The sequence below is a fragment of the Cytobacillus sp. Bac17 genome (assembly GCF_024519925.1).
GTDB classification, from domain to species: Bacteria; Bacillota; Bacilli; order Bacillales; family Cytobacillaceae; genus Cytobacillus; species Cytobacillus pseudoceanisediminis.
On sequence record NZ_JALJRC010000043.1, the window covers coordinates 1 to 16,407 of the forward strand.

The window sequence follows — 16,407 nt, forward strand, 5'->3', positions numbered from 1 at the left end:
TCCCTGTTTTCTGCTTCTTCTGTCCGAAGTGGCACTAAGTTCGGACTCACTCTCCCTGTTTTCTGCTTCTTCTGTCCGAAGTAGCGCTAAGTTCGGACTCACTCTCCCTGTTTTCTGCTTCTTCTGTCCGAATGATCGCCTGGTTCAGACTGCTTCTCCCGGTTTTCAGCTTAACCTGTCCGAATGAGAAGTTACTTTAAAGTAGATGGCTTAACCTCTTTAGGAATTGGACATGTGTAAGGATTAGCTTGTTTGAATTCATTGAACTCCTGTTTGACAGCTTCTAATTCTTCCTGGTCTGTCAGCAGTTTGACAGCTGTTAAAGCCATGGCTTCTGCTGCCCGGAGCATGCCTTTGTGGGCATAGCTGCTGATGCCTTGGGTGGTCATCTGCCATGTATGCAGCGGTGTGCCCAGTGCTGATGTTGAGGCTGTCAGCTGTGCGGTTGGAACGACCCAGCTTACATCTGAGACATCTGTAGAGCCGGCAAGAACTTCTTTGGAAGGTTCATAGGCTGAAATCGTTTCTGCCAGGTACTTTCCTTCAAATTCACTGCCGTCCCCTACATATCCAAATCCTCTTAAAATATCTAAATAGCTTTCTTTTTCACCTTCTGATAGGGTTGTCCAAAGCTTTTCGGCAAAGGCCTTTTCTTCTTCGTCCGGTTTTTCGATGCCGGCTTCCTGAAGGCTTTGATAGAGAATTTTTTCAAGGCTGCGGTTTGGAATATAATTGGAGCAGGCCTTATCAAACTCAATGGTAAGCTCTGTTTCTGTCATCAGAGCCGCGCCCTCCGCGATTTTGCAAACCCGCTTGTAGATTTCATCCACCTGCTGAACCTTTGGCGCGCGAATCAGATACAGCACTTCAGCGTCTGCTTGTACGACATTTGGCGAGATGCCCCCTGTGTTGGTGATGGCGTAATGCATCCTGGCTTCCGGCACAACATGCTCGCGAAGGTAATTCACACCCACGTTCATGAGCTCAACCGCATCCAGGGCACTTCGTCCAAGATGAGGCGAGTTCGCCGCATGTGAGGATAAACCTTTAAATCTAAAATAAACTTGGTAGTTTGCGAGACTGGAAAGGCTCATGATGCTGTTGGCCGGAGAAGGATGCCATGTTAAGGCTGCGTCCACCCCTTCAAATACTCCTTCACGGACCATGAAGGTTTTTCCGGAACCGCCTTCTTCACCCGGACAGCCAAAAAACTTTACAGTCCCAGGCAGATTGTTTTCTTCTAAATACTTTTTTGCTGCACAGGCTGCCGCAAAAGCGCCGGTCCCAAGCAGATTATGCCCGCAGCCGTGACCGACTTTCAGCTCGGTTGGCTCGTACGAAGTCTTGTTGGGCACCTGCCCCAATCCGGACAGAGCATCAAACTCCCCGAGAAAGCCAATAACAGGGGCTCCGCTTCCATAGGAAGCTACAAACGCGGTTTCAATGTTTCCGGATTTGCGTTCCACCTGAAAGCCTGCTTTTTCGCACTCAGAAGCTAAAAATTCTGCTGATGCATACTCTTCAAATCTAGTTTCCGGATGATGATAGATATACTCACTGATTTTTTCAAACGTCTCTTTGTTCTCTGTTAAAAATGTTTTTGCAAAGTTGTTCGACATGATTTCCTCCTTTAATTTAAATGGCTGATCCGCCTTTTAAGATGTGAATGTAAGCATCAACCGCAACTAGTAAAGCCTCTTCCTCGAAATCGAATTGAGGATGGTGGTGAGGATAATCAAGCTTCGTTCCAAACAGCATAAACGTAGCTTTGCCGCCATGCGTCTGGACCCTATTCATCATAAAGCTGACATCTTCAGATCCGGAGACAGGGACTGAAGGAAGCACTTCTTTCACAAGCTCGCTTGATGCACACCATTCGGTGATTTTGGGTATCAGCTCTTTATCACAGACAACCACTTCCGTAACTCCGACTGCTTCGATTGTGCAGGACACATCATGCATATCTGCTGCCGCCTTAATAATCCGGGTCGCTTTTTCAGCCATATATTGAGCAATCTCCGGTGTCTCACCCCGCACTTCTATTTCCATATAACTGTCTCCCGGGATGATGTTCCGGCCGCTGCCTGCAGCAAGCTTCCCAACATTCACCCTGGTGACGCCATCATGATGGCGCGGAATGCCATAGAGGTTGTTAGCAGCCGTTGTCGCCGCCAATAAAGCATTTTTCCCGAGCTCCGGATTAATGCCGGCATGTGAGGAAACACCTTTAAAATAAGCATTGTATTTAGTTGAAGCCAGGAATCCCGGCGTTGTGGCTGCAATTGTTCCAACGGGCAGGGACTTAATGCCGATGTGGCCTGAATAAAAATAATCGACATCATCAAGCCAGCCCTTGTCTGTCATTGCCCGAGCCCCTCTTCCACCTTCTTCAGCCGGCTGAAACAAAAGGGTAAAGCGGCCCTTTAGTTGATCCCCATGGGAAGAAATATACTGGGCTACCCCAAGTCCGATGGCAGTATGTCCGTCATGTCCGCACGAGTGCATCACATTCTCTTCTTTCGAGCCAAATTCGTATTTGGCTGGACGATGTGCAGGATCTGCAGATTCTTTTATCGGCAGTGCGTCAATATCAAAGCGGAATCCAACATGGTCTCCGTTTCTTCCAGTATCCCAGACTGCCACAAGCCCGGTATTTCCGCCGCGCATTTGGTCGAGCCAGGACTCTTCAACACCCCAATCCCTCGCCTTCTTCTCTTGAGCTTCAAGATCAGCTTTTGCAGGAAGCCCCATACGGGAATTCTCGACAAGCGCGTCTTTCCCTAAATAAAGCTTGAAACCCATCTTTTCCAGTTCTTTTCCGATTCTGTATGTAGTGATGTACTCCATGAACCCCAATTCAGGCAGTGCATGCAAAGTGCGCCGCCATTTGATCAGCTGGGGAGTTATTTCCTTTAAAAAGATGCTGTCCATCATGATCCCCCTTGTTGAATATTATTTCGGACATTTTCCGTTTCATTACCTTAAATGTATTATACACATGTTATTAGAAAATTCAAAGTAAACTTTTAACTATTAAAATTTGATTGAATGAATTTTTATACAACATGAGCGGAATTTAGCAAATCTTTAGTATAATCCTCCCTATTCACCCCCTGACTTTCTCCCTATTTTTACCTAAAAAGTGTAATTTTCCACGTTTAAACTGTAAAAATATAACTCTATCCGCTAAAATAAGGGATATACTCTGAATGGCACATTCCTTTAGGGAGGACATTTAACAAATGCACAAGAAAACAAAAATTTTACTCTGCAGTGTCGGCATATCATTAATGCTTGGAGGATGTTCTGGTATGAATAGCGCAAATAACAATCAGGAAAGTGAAAAATCAAAAGAAACACAGGCTGCTCCTTCTGAAGAATCACAAATCAGCGTTCAAGATTATACTGGTGAAGGCTATGCACTCCCATACGGAAAAGAAACCGATAAAATTGCTGATGAAAGCCTTGATCAGATAGAGGAAGCAACAATCAAGTTTTTTAAGGAGAAATATAAGACCGATGTAACGGTGCATAATGTTGTTGGAGCTAAGGATGGGGCCACTGTGTTTGTAGAATCCAAAGGTGAGCCGCATTTCTACACTTATGCTGTAGTACCAATTGATGAACTAGAAAAGAAAGTGATGACAGAAGAGATATGGGCGGACGAATTCCAGGTGGAAAATGCCATTAAAGGCGGATTGTATCACATGATCTTTAAAGAGGAGTTCAAACAGCTTGACAAATATCTTGAGACTCTTGCAGCAGATGGTCAGGTTACTGGAAAAACTAAAGAAGCACTTCAAAATGTTGGAGGACAGGGTTTCTCAACTCCTTATTACTTTATTTCGATGAGGAGTAAAGAAGCAGCTATTAAACCTGTATATGATCTTTACATGAAAAACCCTGATGAAAGTAAAGAAAATCTCAGGAATGCTTTTGAAGACAGTTCATTCGCGGCCGACAACCTTTTCATTAATATACAATTATTTATGGCCGATAAAAATGCAAAACCAAACAAAGAGCTATTCGATCAAATCACAAAAGATCTTGAGGAAATGACTTCAATTCCTAGAGGTTCATATAGTTTTGTCCTAAATGATAATTTTATTGATAAACAGAGCTCCAGCGGTATGGGAGATAATTCACTGGATTTACTGAAGGATATTACCAAAGAATAAAGCAGGTGAATAGATGAATACACTTAATGGTTCACCAAATATAAACGAAAATATTTCAATAAACAATGATAAAGATTTAGTTGAGCTAGCTGGCTACTATGCTTATACCTATCCAAAAAAGGGGGATATTCTAAATGTAAATGGAATTGAATATCAGGTTCGCCACGAGCATTATAAAGATCCAACTGGGCTTGATGCAATGACAATCGTCAATATGGAGACAGAAGAAATATCCATCATTTATGTTGGAACAGATGCACATGGTGAATATGGCAAGCAGGATATTCTTACAGATGCTCAGCTTTTAAGTGACCTGACACCTGCGCAGCTAGCTGAAGCAAGAAATTATTTTAATGAAATGAACGAAAAATATAAACAATTTGGCGGCGTCCAATCGATTGCAGGAAATTCTCTCGGGGGCGGCTTAGTAGGTGCAGTGGCTATTGAAAATCCGGAGGTCAAGGCAGTTACACTTAACCCCGCTCTCCTTCCTGAGGGCATGATGGATCCTAATAAAACTTATGACAACATCACAAATTATTTCAGCAGCTACGATGTGCTGACTCAGACTTTGATTGCATTAAATCTACATGGCAGGATTCCAGGTAAACAGTATGAAATCTTCAATGGGATCCCAGAATTATCAAAGCTTGGTACAAACCACACAGGCTATTTGAGGAATGAAGATGGCACTCAGTTCTATGTAATTGGTGAAGTCGGCAAGCCAGGCTATGGCAAAATCCACATCGATGCGGATGCCCATATCGTGTCCAGCATTTGGACTGGAGTACCGCTCTATGGCGGGCACTCAGAACGCATAGAGATCAACAAGGAGAACCTGGACCTTCTTGCTTCCTCCCTGCAAAATCATGTTACGGAAAGATTGAATCTTGCTCACGAATACCTGGGCAATTCGGTTGCCATTGTAGAGGATGAAGGAAATCGTTATTATGAACGGCTCAGCCGCCTGCAGGGGATTTTCGAAGAGATGTTTGAAAATCTGATCAGTGAACCGCTATTTATGGGGATTACTTCGATCAGCAATCGATTAACGGCTGAAATAGATCATTTAGTTTCTTTATTAAATGTGGCGGAAAGTCATGCTAAATCACTGAACTATATACTGAACTCCCCGCCTGCCGAGCTGCTTGAACATATTTTCCGGACGAACGTCAGTGTGGAAAGCATCTTTAATGAAATACGTAGCTTTTTGTATGATTTGAAAGCAGATGTTCAGGATCTCTCCAAAAGCCTTATCCAGATTATTTCCAATAAAATCCCGGAACTGTTTGAGGGCGGAAAAGAACTCTGGTATGATGCTGTAGTCAGTGAGTTAAAAGCCCATTATGGGATCGTCAACAATAACAGGGATAAGCTTCTTTCACATATCAGCGAATACCAGAAACAAGTCCAGGACGTTGCCGCTAATTTTCATGACCGGGACCTTTCCCTCGGGCATTCTATCAGAAGCAAATCCTCTCATTCCAATTCAATATCCGTACAGGGAAAGAATACGTATAAACTGGAAGATTCCCCCTATATGGAGCTGAGGATGAAGATTAAGGAATTCCAGATGGATACTGCTTATACTGCCTTTACCAGATCAACTCATGCACTCCTCTTGCCTTTATTGCATAAAGCATGGGTAATCACTCTGAATATTGAAAATGCATTGGAACTCCTATCAAGCACCATCAAAGGCGCAACCAAATTCGCTTTGGACTATACCATCCCCGGCAAATTATTCGGCCTGTTTTCGGACTTTGATGATAAAATCAGAAACAGTGTCAACAACGCGCTGGAGCCTTTGGACGAATTTGCTGGCACTATTGAAGGCATTCGAAAAGGCTTAGACCGATTAATGATAGAATTCCCTACTCTTTTAGAGAATTTTAGGCCTTATGTCGAGACAGCCATTTTCAACAATAGCGGCTACTATAATGTCCACCTCTACAACCTCGCATCCATTGCTATTTTAAAAGAGATGGAAATGCTATTTGATGATGTGGTTTATCAATTAGGAAACCATAAAGCAGAAGCGATAGATGCTTTGTGCGAGGTATCCAAAAAGGTGAAGAGTAATATGGGGATTCTGTATGAACAAGTAGATCGCGGAACGATTAATTAATAAGATTATTAAACCGAGCTGATCCAGCTCGGTTTTCTATTATAAAATTCAACCCAATTTTTATTTATATAAGTCTATTTGAAAAGTCCAATTGTCTATTTGCAAAATTGATTGTTCTATTTGCAATTTCTCTTATCTAATTGCAGATTTCCTTATTCTATTTGCAGTTCACCATAATTCAATCAAACATTTGATTGAATTATTTAGGCTGCCTTTCCAAATATCCCTCTAACAGCTCCTTAAAAAGCTCATTTAATTCCTTATTTTTCTGGTCCTTCAACCATTCCACCTGGCTTATGGGCAGGTTTAATTTAAGTGTGATTTTTTCATTCGGCATTTCCACTTTTCGGATCTCTTCCAGCGTAATGTCAGCTTCAATGTCAGGAAAGTCCTGATGGTCCTCACCTATTCTTAAGATACTTTCGTATGATTCATCCGGATCAAGTTCGCAAAATAAGCTTAGCCGAGGCAGTTCCCCAGGTACAGCCTTTAGAAACATAAACGAACTAATCAGTCCGCCGTCTTCCAGTTCTATTTCTGTAATAAGGCTTTCCCTGTTCTGATATTTTCTTAGAGTAACTTCACTCACAATCATATCCACTTCCAGCGTACATCCTGCCGACGATTCAAAGATATAGATGGCACTGTTAAACACATAGATTTCTTCCCCATCCAGGTTTATTGATTTCATACCAGCCATACTTTTTTCCCCCGATACCCATTTAATTTAAATTAATCATATCAGAAATCACTATTTATGTGAGACGGAAAACGCATTCCTTCGTTCCATGCTAAAAAAGCTCTACTGAAAAACTCTACTGATCTCAAACAATCGCTTGATTATAAAATAGTCTCCAAAATCCTAAATAATTCCTACTAATATAAATAGGTGCTGGGTAACAAATTATCGAAAAGGTTCATCACTTATAAACCATACAAATCTTCCTGGCCCCTAAGAATTATCCAATTTAATCCAATTAACTTTTTTCTAACTATTCCCAGTGAAATTCTAGTATATTTACCTAGGGTAATAGCCCTACACTTTTAAGATTCATACATCAGGGGGAAACAGCTTTGAAAAAGTTAGTCATTTTATTTTTAATTATTTTCTTATCAGCCTGTTCAGCAGATGAACAAAGGGTGGAAGAAATGATCGACCGTATGGCAGCCTCAGAGGAACTCAGTGAAATTTTATCCTTTGGATATGTAATTGAAATTGAAAATGATGGTACAAATGTCTTATATGACCTCCATTTAACAGTGGAAGATACATACGATGCAATGACTTATTCCGAACAAAAGGAAATCTTCGAAAAAGTCATCTCTTACTTGGAAAATGAAACGGAGAGTGCATCAGGGGATTTAGATTGCGGAGAAGATTATACATGCTCCATCCGCAACCTTGAACTTTCTACCTATTCCAGCGAGAATGAATATTTAATAGAATATGGACCTTCAGTCTATGCCATTTCAAAAAATGGCGAGCCATATGAGGATGAAACGGAAGTGGCAGCAGAAGAACCTGCTGAACAGAGCGCTGATGCTGTAACAGAATCGGGTGATGAAGCAGAAGTCGCAGATTCCGGCAGCACTGAGACAGATTCGTTTATAGAAACAGCCTCCTATCCGGACACTGATTTTTCAACTGCCGACGGTGAAGATTGGGTTCAACTAACGGATGATGAGAAATATTCCATGGTGTCACAAGCAATGGATACCTTCAATTCATCCGGAAAGTTCGTAATTACTGAAGGACCTGAATGGTTTTTAGACGCACTTAATGCTTTTTATGGAGATGGAACGACTGCAGAGGACCAAGCGGTCTCAGCTGAAAAAGTGTCCGATATGATGCTTATGTCCGGTTTGGCTGGAGGCGTGTTTGTCGAGTAAAGGTATGAAGCCGAGAGTTCGGAGGATTTGTCTGAATCGCAGATAGCAAATATCATTTGCGCCGGCGTTTAAGGTTATATGAGTCGCTTAACCAAACTGCACAGATTTATAAGACAGCTTCGAAAGAGAAGCTAAAATGGGTTAATCCGTAAAATATTTAAGGAGATGCTTTGGGCATCTCCTTTTGAATGTATGGCATATATTATAAAAAAATATTAATGATAGGATTAACGTCTTTCTATCTATAACTCCTCTTCAGCAAAATACTATGCAGATCCGAACGATTATCCCCCTTAAATGAAAAGTAAACCTCATAATAGCCAAGGTCATAATACATCATCCAATGACCGTCCATTTCGCTGATGCCTTCCCAGGATGGTTTTCCAACTGTATTTTTAATAATATAGGGTGTCAAAGGAGTCAATCCATCATTGGCCCACATGAACGCTGTAAATTTCGGATCGTCTTCCCAGCTTGTAAAATAGATATAGTTCCCAAATTGCCTTCCATATCCTCCTTCATAATATCCTTCCCATGAAGGAGTGTTTCCGAAGTAATCATACACATCATTCAAATCATCATTATTAAGTGAAAATGGCTGTCCTTTCATAACGCCCTGTTTAGCTAGCTTTAGAAAATCTCCTTCATCAAAAAATACAATTCTGGCAAGCTGGCTGCGCTTTGTTTTGGAGGGTGTCTCGTATTTAATAGAGGATGATTTTTTGACAAAAGCACCTCCGCCTACTCCATATACACCGCCATTTTGATCTTTATAGGAATACACCCGATAAATATTTCCCTTTCGGAGGGTTTTAATCGTAATTAATTTGCCTTTTTCATACTTGAAAAGAGCTGTATCCTGAAGGATGGTGACCCTCCCTATCTGGCCTTGAATGAGAATGGAGTTATCCCATTTAACGCCGATTGGGGCAGATCCTGCCTGAGCCTCTTTATCGGAGAACAGCAGTAAAGCTATTGCAAGGGAAAACATAACTAGTAATTTGCCTATTTTCATAATCAAACCTCCTGCTTATTTCCTGATTTCCTACTGATATGCATATGTTAGACTGAAGATAAAAATGCAGGAATAAGAGCCTAAAATATGATGAATCATGCCAAATGATAGATGCCTATGGAAGTTCCATCGTGTATGATGAGGTTTAAAAAGAGGTGAAATAATGCCAAAATATATAAAGTTCTTATTGGTTCTGATCGGTATGGCTATTTTATTTCATGGCAATCCCGCTCAGGCTGCAGACATAGACTGCAATGATATCAGAACCGGCACAAAAGTCTGGTGGGATGGCTCAGAGCTCCGTCCCGGACAAATCGGCAGGATCACTGTGCTTAAGGATACGCCACTCTATAAGTTAAACGGAGAACAGCTGAGTTACAGCCGCACTTTAAAAGCAGGAGAGGTTTATCGCGTGTACGCCTTTAAACCGGGTCTGTTGAGTGTTGGAGGCGGATTGTATGTGAAACGGGATACCTTGATCAGCTATCAGACTCCTTCTAAAATTAAGCTGCAGATCGTGGCATGCGTCTACAAGAAAGATACACAGCTGAAAAGTGAAGCACAGCAGATGATTGTCGTGAAGAAATCATCAGTGAAAACAGCCGCCACTCTGCAAACCTATCAAAAACAAAACGGGAAATGGATGCAGGCTTCTTCGCCTGTTGCGGCAGTGATAGGAAAAGAAGGCATGGGAAAGACAAAAGAGGGAGATGCCAGGACTCCTTATGGAACCTATAGGCTCGGAACCTCATTTGGGTGGGGACCGAAGCCCTCAGGCATGAGCTACCCATTTAAGGCTATAACTTCTAACGATTACTGGGTCGATGATGTATCCTCGGCGGACTATAACAAATGGATCACTTACACCGGAAACCCGTATACACGCTGGCAATCCTTCGAAAGAATGAACCATCCTCTCTATAAATATGGAATTGTCATTAGATACAATGAAGATCCCATTATAAAAGGAGAAGGCAGCGCAATCTTTTTGCATATCAAAACTTCTGGTACTGCTTACACATTAGGCTGTACAGCCATAGCGGAAAAAGAATTAGTGAAAATTCTGCAGTGGCTGGAGCCTGCTAAGAAGCCGATTATTGTCATGGAATAGAAAAAGGAGAGCCGCTCACGCTCTCCTTTTTCTCCTTTTATTTAAGTCTCACATAATCCAGGTTAGATCGGTTTCCTTCTTTAAAGAAGAAATACAGATCATAATAACCGCAATCATAATACATGTACCAGGTACCGTCCATTTCACTGATGCAGGCAAAGCCTCAAAATCGGAATATTACCTCAAAATGACAAAAAGAAGGGCTTCCTCAAGAATTATAATATTCTTCTGTCCTTTGCAGCATTTCCTTCGAAGGTGTTTCATACTTAATATAGCCATCCATATTGGTTATCCAATAGCCGCTTCCGACATTATACTGGCCGCCATAAAGAGTATCATATCCATACACCCGGTACCGTTCGCCCGGCTGCAAAATACGGACAAAGGTCAGCCTGTTATTTGCATCGCGTTTCCAAAGATTAATTCTTTTGAGTATACTAATTCTGCCGATTTGGCCCTGCTTCATCTCAACTCCATCCCAGTATGGAGGCTTTGGAGTTTTTTCTTTCAAATTGAATGCCCGAACCAGCCCATTCACATGGCCTTGAGCAATTCTCTCAATATAAGCCTGCTGTTTTAATTTCGCAGCATCTGAAGCATTATCAATGAACCCATTCTCTGTAAGCAACGCCGGCATCCGGCTTTCTCTAAGCATATGCAGATTTCCCTGCTTTTTTCCCCGATCTGAGAAGCCTGTCTCCTTTAAAACTTCTTCATGTATGATATTTTGATAGGTTACTGCTGCACCTGCAGCACCTGGAAAAATATAATCTTCGTAGCCGCTTGCAGCCCCATTGAATGCATTGATATGAACAGAAAGAAGAAATTCTGCACCCCATTCGTTTGCTGAATCAGTCCGCTCCTTTAATGGCACAAACACATCGGTTGTACGGGACATCTTAACTTCGGTGTTTTGGTACTGGGAGAGCATATCCCTAATCATTACAGAAATCTGCAAAGTGAGATTCTTTTCAAGAAGACCGTTGCCAGTTGCACCTGAATCGCTGCCGCCATGACCTGGATCAATAAAAATTTTGACCACTCTTATCACCTCTAAGTTAATATATTGTGAATAGAGTCACACTGCTTGTACATATGCCTTCTTCTAATAAAAAAAGGGCACTCTGCCCTTTAATTCACATAGTTTATAATCTTTTTATCATAGTTTATATAATAGCCGCTTCCAAGATCGAGCTTGCTGCTGTCTATCTTATACACGCGGTATACTTCATTCTTTTTAAGTGTACGGACAGCTTTACCGTTTCTATCATAAAGAACAGTATTTTGCTTGAGTGTTGCTGTACCCAAATAATAGGTCTGATTGCTTCCTTTTTTAATATAATATCCGCCGCCCACGTCATAACGGTTATTATCATAGCTGTAAACGCGGATCGTTTCTCCCCTTTTCAGGTACCGTTTGATTTTGTTATCCGGACCGTAAAGAGGAATATTTGTATCCTTTATGTATACTCTGCCGATATAAATTCCAACTTTGCTGCTGTCTCCCTTAACAAGGTAGCCCCCGCCTACATCATAATAGCTTCCCTTCACACCGTACACACGATAATGAACATCCTTTTGCAAGGTATTATATAATTTGCCATCCGGTGTATACATAGCCACATTTCTGCGTGGAACCAGTTTCGCTACCGGCAATTTATGATTGGAAGGCAAAGAAACATTAGGAATCTGGAGAGTCATTTTCTCCATATTATTGTAGATTGCCAGAATCTCCTGGCCGTAATTATTTCCCGGTACCGCCCAGCGGCCATTCAGATCTGTCCATTTTGGCGCTATCCCACGTGTAACGAGATGAAAACGCGGATCGACATTCTCCGTAACTAATGGCTCTTTTGAAGCATATGCCTTTAAATGCTGAATCTGAGCACGAACCCCTTCCTCAGCCGTCTTAAAAAAGGCTCCCTTTACACCGCCGCCAGTCGTGCCAATACCGGCATAATTATTTTGTTCGGGAATTACATCTCCGCCAAATTTAAAATAACCCGTCTCTTTAATCGCCTGGGCAAATGCAATATCACCGCGAATTCCTTCAATGCGCCCAGTATTCAAATAATAATCTGCCAGCTGATATATAGTTACTCCCTGGAGCAGTGGGGTTGGATTGTGCATCAAAACAAAATCCCCCATCTGGCTGGAAGTCAGCACCGGTGAACCAGCAATATTTTCATTTTGACCCTGCGCATAAGAGCTGGATGAAAAGCTGCTCAGCATAAGAAATAACAATATGACAAAAGTAATAGAATTAAAACTTTTATGCACCAAAAATCCTCCTTAATTTACAAAATATGACTAAATGCTATTATAACAGAATAGGAGAATGAAAGGAGGTAAAAGTTTTAGGTCCTTTATACTAAAACCTGTGGATCAAAGACCTTTAATTGTATGATTCTTATATACACGCTACTTGAAATGAGGAATTCCCCTTCCGAACCTTCAATCTCCTTCACTCTTCCAATGGATATCTCTCTTTGATATACCACTCTTTTCTCTGTGTAAGAGTTATAGAATGATTGTCCTCCTTGTTATAAGACTGGATTTTGAAATTCCTTCAGTATCTAGAATATAACCAAATGTCACTTCTGCGGGAACATTGTCCTAGGATCATATAGGGAAGGCATCCTTTCCCCCTAATCAACTGATCTATCACTTCGTTATTCAATATAGTAAAAATTTCCAAGTTATAAATTTCCTAAAATTGTTATAATGTTCATATTCTAGTAAGAAAGAGGAGATAAAATGAAGAAATTTTCAAGCATTTTTTTGGCGATGTTAGTATTTTTCACACTTAACCTCTCTGCTGATGCTGCCTCATCAAAAGTATGGTGGGATGGTGCTGAATTAAAACCAGGTCAAATTGGAAGAGTTACAATCATAAAAGGTGCAACATTATTTAAATTGGAAAATACTTATCTTCAACCTATCCGACAACTTGAGCCTGGAGAAGTATTTCGCGTATATAAAACTAAAACAGTGCGTTTTGTACCGCTTTATGGATTAGGCGGTAACTATTTTGTTGCGCAGGAACCCGGCACTACTCCTGGTTATTTAAGATACGAAACACCTTCAAAAGCAAAACTTGCATTAGTAAATAAGAAATAGTCACCGAAAGTCTATTTGGGATTTTACATATTCAAATAAGAAAGCTCCCGGATATACACCAATACAAAGCTTGTTATTTAAGACTTCCATTGATTCTGCCTGTCCAATCTTTAAATGTTCTGCTGTTTCATTCGTCTGCTGATTATAGGCACTTACCAGTCCTGAGAAAAACGCATTAGAAATAATCTGCCCGCGGGGAACCACGTTCAATATTGTAGATTGGAATAGACTGGCGAGGCAGATTCAGTTTGCTCACCTGCAGATCACCATTCTCGGGGTATATAATGGTAAATACTTAGCAATAAAATAAAATTTATGAATTGAGCTGCAAGGAGCAGCTCTTTTATTATTTTTTTGGGAATTTGAACAATTCTCTCCCTTAAAATCGTTTATATAGTGAAAGGGGAATCAAAATGCATGCACACAATAATATTACTGAATATTCGATTGAACAATATGCTCAATTTCTTGAAGAATTAATGAATACATACGGCAATGAATTGACATTTCTTGCTTATTCATATCTTAAAAATATTGAGGATTCCAAGGATATTGTACAAAACGTCTTTGTTTCTGCTTATCAGAACATAGAAAGGCTTCAGAGCAAAGAATATGTGAAGACGTGGCTTTTTAGGGTAACGATCAATAAATGTAAGGATCATTTAAAAAGCTCTTTTGTTAAACGAATAGTCCTGCTCGGGACAAATCCGGAATCAGAAGAAAAAGCTGCTTCCCTGGATAAGGAAATGATGGAAAAGGAGATTGCATATTCAATAAGAAAGGCTGTATTTAAGCTGCGTGTGAGATATCGTGAAGTTATTATGATGAAGTTTTTTCAGGATTTATCCATTAAGGAGATAGCGGAAATTTTAAACCTTCCAGAAGCTACTGTCCATACAAGATTGCGCAGGGCTAAAGAACAGCTGGGCCCGATTCTTGAACAGGAGGTTTTTACAAATGAATGACTCGCGCTTAAGCAAAAATAAGATATTAACAAAAGAAGAGATAGAAAAATTAACATTTACAGAAAAAGACAAAAAAGCTGTGTTTTCAAAAATTCATAATAAGATTGATACTAGAAAATTTACACTAAAAACAAAAACCGCTTTTATTTTGACCCCGCTTTTGATTACGGCTTTTACACTTATCGTCATGCTGCAAAGTCCGATGAAGCAGCAGGTACTTGCTGCATTTCCATTTCTTGAAACGTTTTTTAGTGAACATGGAGACGAAGGCCAGAAGGAAGCAGCCAAAACGAATGAGGTTCAGCATGTTAATCAAACCGCAGATGATAAAGGAGTAAAAATAGAATTTAAAGAAATATTCTATGATGGCGCAAGAATATCTGCTATCTACTCCATTCAGGCTCATTCCGGGAGATATAAAGGGCAGGATCTAGATTTTTTTGTATTTAATATGAATGTGAATGGTAAGGCTTTGAATGAATATGGTTTTGAAGGCGGCAAAACAGTTGAGGTAGATAACAATCAATACGTGAAAGTCCAAAATATCGCGATCGACCAGCCATTACCAGAAAAATTTACACTTGATTTGTCTATTCAAGAGCTGATTCCAACAGAAGCACCAGGAAGCCAAACACTTAAAGGAAACTGGAATTTTTCTTTCTCGGTCGAAAGAGCCGGCGAAAGCTACCTTTATACTCCTAATATTACCAAAAGGGCAGACTTTGGTGAATTAAAGGTAAGGAATATCATATTCGCCCCAAGCGGCCTGGAGCTGAACTTTGAAAGAAAACAAAAAACTGAATTAATCAGCGAAACGGGGATGCTAGATTACAGAGTATTCGATGATAACGGGAAAGAGATAAAACAAATTAACTCTGCAGGTGAATCGTTTAGGTATAAATCAGGCATCGGAACAGGAGTAAGCAGCAGCCTTCATATACCGGTGAAAGAAATCCCGGAAAGCATTACCATTAAGCCTTTAGCTTTTAATTTTAATATTGAACATGCCCCTCATACAATCAGCATTACTGAGAAACTGCCAATTTTTCTGCCACAAGGAGAGAATGGCGGAATTCTAATAAAAAAGATTGAAAAAAAGCAGAAAGAAACCTGGGTATATTTTGATGTCAAAGGGGAATTCGTTGAGATAAGAAAAAACTTATTCTTTATGCATAAAATAAAGGAAAATAATCAGGCAGACTCTATTGAAAAACAAGATTTCAAAACTAATAACAATCGGAAAAATCAGCTTATTAAATTTAATGTACCATATAGCGAAGATCTGGTATTTGGATCATTTAACAGCGTTCCTGAGTGGATAGAGGAATGGGAAATGAAAATTCCCATTAACAAAGACGAATTAAAGAAGATGAATGATAAATAGGGAAAGCTTGAGGATATCCTCAAGCTTTTTATCATAGAGGTTAATGTGCATATGATACTATTGGAATGCCCTTTACTTACAGCTACTGGTAATCATATCCCTAATTGTAAAAGCTCGCTATAATTTTTGCAGCTTGTAATGCCAAGCAATTTTGTACCGATCAGCAAAGAGCTTTCACATCTCCATAAGACCGCTTTTGTCTAAGTGCCTGATCTGTAATAATAGCTGGCTGCGGATCAACCAATAATGTTAATAGAATTGTTGTAATACCATTAATCATACCGGAAGAGGCAGAAGCAGACAGCCGGTGTTCCTCAGGCACAAAAGAGGCTGCATAATAAGCAGATAAAACACCAATCGTATACTTTAGAAAATATCCTGAGAAAAGTAGGAATTCATAGTATACCGTAGCAGTTTAACGGCAGTTTAGTTTAGTATCCACATTCTAAGACATCCAGTTTTTTATCCTAATACACCCCAAACCACTTACCAATAAATTCCTTTACTATTTTTACCCAAATTATACCATCATCATTTCAACCCCCGTTGCTTTAGTACGTATCCAAGAATTAGACGACACAAGGGTAAAATGATCAAGTAGATTATAATCAAAAAC

The 16,407-nt window shown here is 40.4% G+C and carries 14 protein-coding genes and 1 pseudogene; 7 read left to right on the forward strand and 8 right to left on the reverse strand.

Going from position 1 to position 16,407, the window contains the following annotated elements; all coding sequences use genetic code 11:
- Positions 1–191: 191 nt before the first annotated feature.
- Both NR125_RS26540 and NR125_RS26545 read right to left on the reverse strand, forming a co-directional pair.
- Positions 192–1,619, reverse strand: a complete 1,428-nt coding sequence (locus tag NR125_RS26540) for a M20 family metallopeptidase (protein WP_256816475.1) — start codon at positions 1,617–1,619, stop codon at positions 192–194.
- Between the two features lie 16 nt (positions 1,620–1,635).
- Complete coding sequence (locus NR125_RS26545; protein WP_256816476.1) at positions 1,636–2,931, reverse strand: amidohydrolase; 1,296 nt, start codon at positions 2,929–2,931, stop codon at positions 1,636–1,638.
- A gap of 311 nt (positions 2,932–3,242) precedes the next feature.
- Between NR125_RS26545 and NR125_RS26550 the strand changes: the two genes are divergently transcribed.
- Both NR125_RS26550 and NR125_RS26555 read left to right on the forward strand, forming a co-directional pair.
- Positions 3,243–4,178 carry a DUF1672 family protein gene (locus NR125_RS26550; RefSeq protein WP_256816478.1) on the forward strand — a complete coding sequence of 312 codons (936 nt, stop codon included), beginning with the start codon at positions 3,243–3,245 and terminating at the stop codon, positions 4,176–4,178.
- 13 nt (positions 4,179–4,191) lie between these two features.
- Complete coding sequence (locus NR125_RS26555; protein WP_256816480.1) at positions 4,192–6,306, forward strand: SA1320 family protein; 2,115 nt, start codon at positions 4,192–4,194, stop codon at positions 6,304–6,306.
- Positions 6,307–6,505: 199 nt separating this feature from the next.
- Here NR125_RS26555 and NR125_RS26560 read toward each other — a convergent pair whose 3' ends face one another.
- Entirely contained in the window at positions 6,506–7,006 is a 501-nt protein-coding gene (locus NR125_RS26560; RefSeq protein WP_009332034.1) for a hypothetical protein, read from the reverse strand.
- A 374-nt stretch (positions 7,007–7,380) separates the two neighbouring features.
- Between NR125_RS26560 and NR125_RS26565 the strand changes: the two genes are divergently transcribed.
- On the forward strand, positions 7,381–8,196 hold the full coding sequence (locus NR125_RS26565; protein WP_256816481.1) for a hypothetical protein: 816 nt from the start codon (positions 7,381–7,383) through the stop codon (positions 8,194–8,196).
- Positions 8,197–8,434: 238 nt separating this feature from the next.
- On the opposite strand, the gene NR125_RS26570 is transcribed toward NR125_RS26565, so the two are convergent.
- Positions 8,435–9,211 (reverse strand): DUF4309 domain-containing protein, encoded by a 777-nt coding sequence (locus NR125_RS26570; RefSeq protein ID WP_009332036.1) that lies wholly within the window; start codon positions 9,209–9,211, stop codon positions 8,435–8,437.
- A gap of 163 nt (positions 9,212–9,374) precedes the next feature.
- Here NR125_RS26570 and NR125_RS26575 point away from each other — a divergent pair, with 163 nt between their 5' ends.
- On the forward strand, positions 9,375–10,322 hold the full coding sequence (locus NR125_RS26575) for a L,D-transpeptidase family protein (protein WP_226280648.1): 948 nt from the start codon (positions 9,375–9,377) through the stop codon (positions 10,320–10,322).
- A 496-nt stretch (positions 10,323–10,818) separates the two neighbouring features.
- Here the strand turns inward: NR125_RS26575 and NR125_RS26580 are convergent.
- Both NR125_RS26580 and NR125_RS26585 read right to left on the reverse strand, forming a co-directional pair.
- Positions 10,819–11,364, reverse strand: a pseudogene (locus NR125_RS26580) (N-acetylmuramoyl-L-alanine amidase family protein); the annotation flags it as partial.
- An 89-nt stretch (positions 11,365–11,453) separates the two neighbouring features.
- Complete coding sequence (locus NR125_RS26585; RefSeq protein WP_071156208.1) at positions 11,454–12,602, reverse strand: glucosaminidase domain-containing protein; 1,149 nt, start codon at positions 12,600–12,602, stop codon at positions 11,454–11,456.
- A gap of 477 nt (positions 12,603–13,079) precedes the next feature.
- Here NR125_RS26585 and NR125_RS26590 point away from each other — a divergent pair, with 477 nt between their 5' ends.
- The gene (locus NR125_RS26590) at positions 13,080–13,442 is read left to right on the forward strand and encodes a hypothetical protein (protein WP_071156210.1); all 363 of its coding nucleotides are present in this window, start codon (positions 13,080–13,082) and stop codon (positions 13,440–13,442) included.
- Here the strand turns inward: NR125_RS26590 and NR125_RS26595 are convergent, their stop codons facing one another.
- Positions 13,443–13,652, reverse strand: coding sequence for a hypothetical protein (locus tag NR125_RS26595; RefSeq protein ID WP_256816484.1), 210 nt, complete (start codon positions 13,650–13,652; stop codon positions 13,443–13,445).
- A gap of 203 nt (positions 13,653–13,855) precedes the next feature.
- On the opposite strand from NR125_RS26595, the gene NR125_RS26600 reads away from it, so the two are divergent.
- Positions 13,856–14,407, forward strand: a complete 552-nt coding sequence (locus NR125_RS26600) for an RNA polymerase sigma factor (RefSeq protein ID WP_071156214.1) — start codon at positions 13,856–13,858, stop codon at positions 14,405–14,407.
- Positions 14,400–15,791: a DUF4179 domain-containing protein gene (locus tag NR125_RS26605; protein WP_071156216.1), complete on the forward strand. Its 1,392-nt coding sequence runs from the start codon at positions 14,400–14,402 to the stop codon at positions 15,789–15,791. Before NR125_RS26600 ends, NR125_RS26605 begins: the two co-directional genes overlap by 8 nt.
- A 160-nt stretch (positions 15,792–15,951) precedes the next feature.
- Here the strand turns inward: NR125_RS26605 and NR125_RS26610 are convergent, their stop codons facing one another.
- Positions 15,952–16,149 (reverse strand): lipid II flippase family protein, encoded by a 198-nt coding sequence (locus NR125_RS26610; RefSeq protein ID WP_226280793.1) that lies wholly within the window; start codon positions 16,147–16,149, stop codon positions 15,952–15,954.
- Between the last annotated feature and the right edge of the window lie 258 nt (positions 16,150–16,407).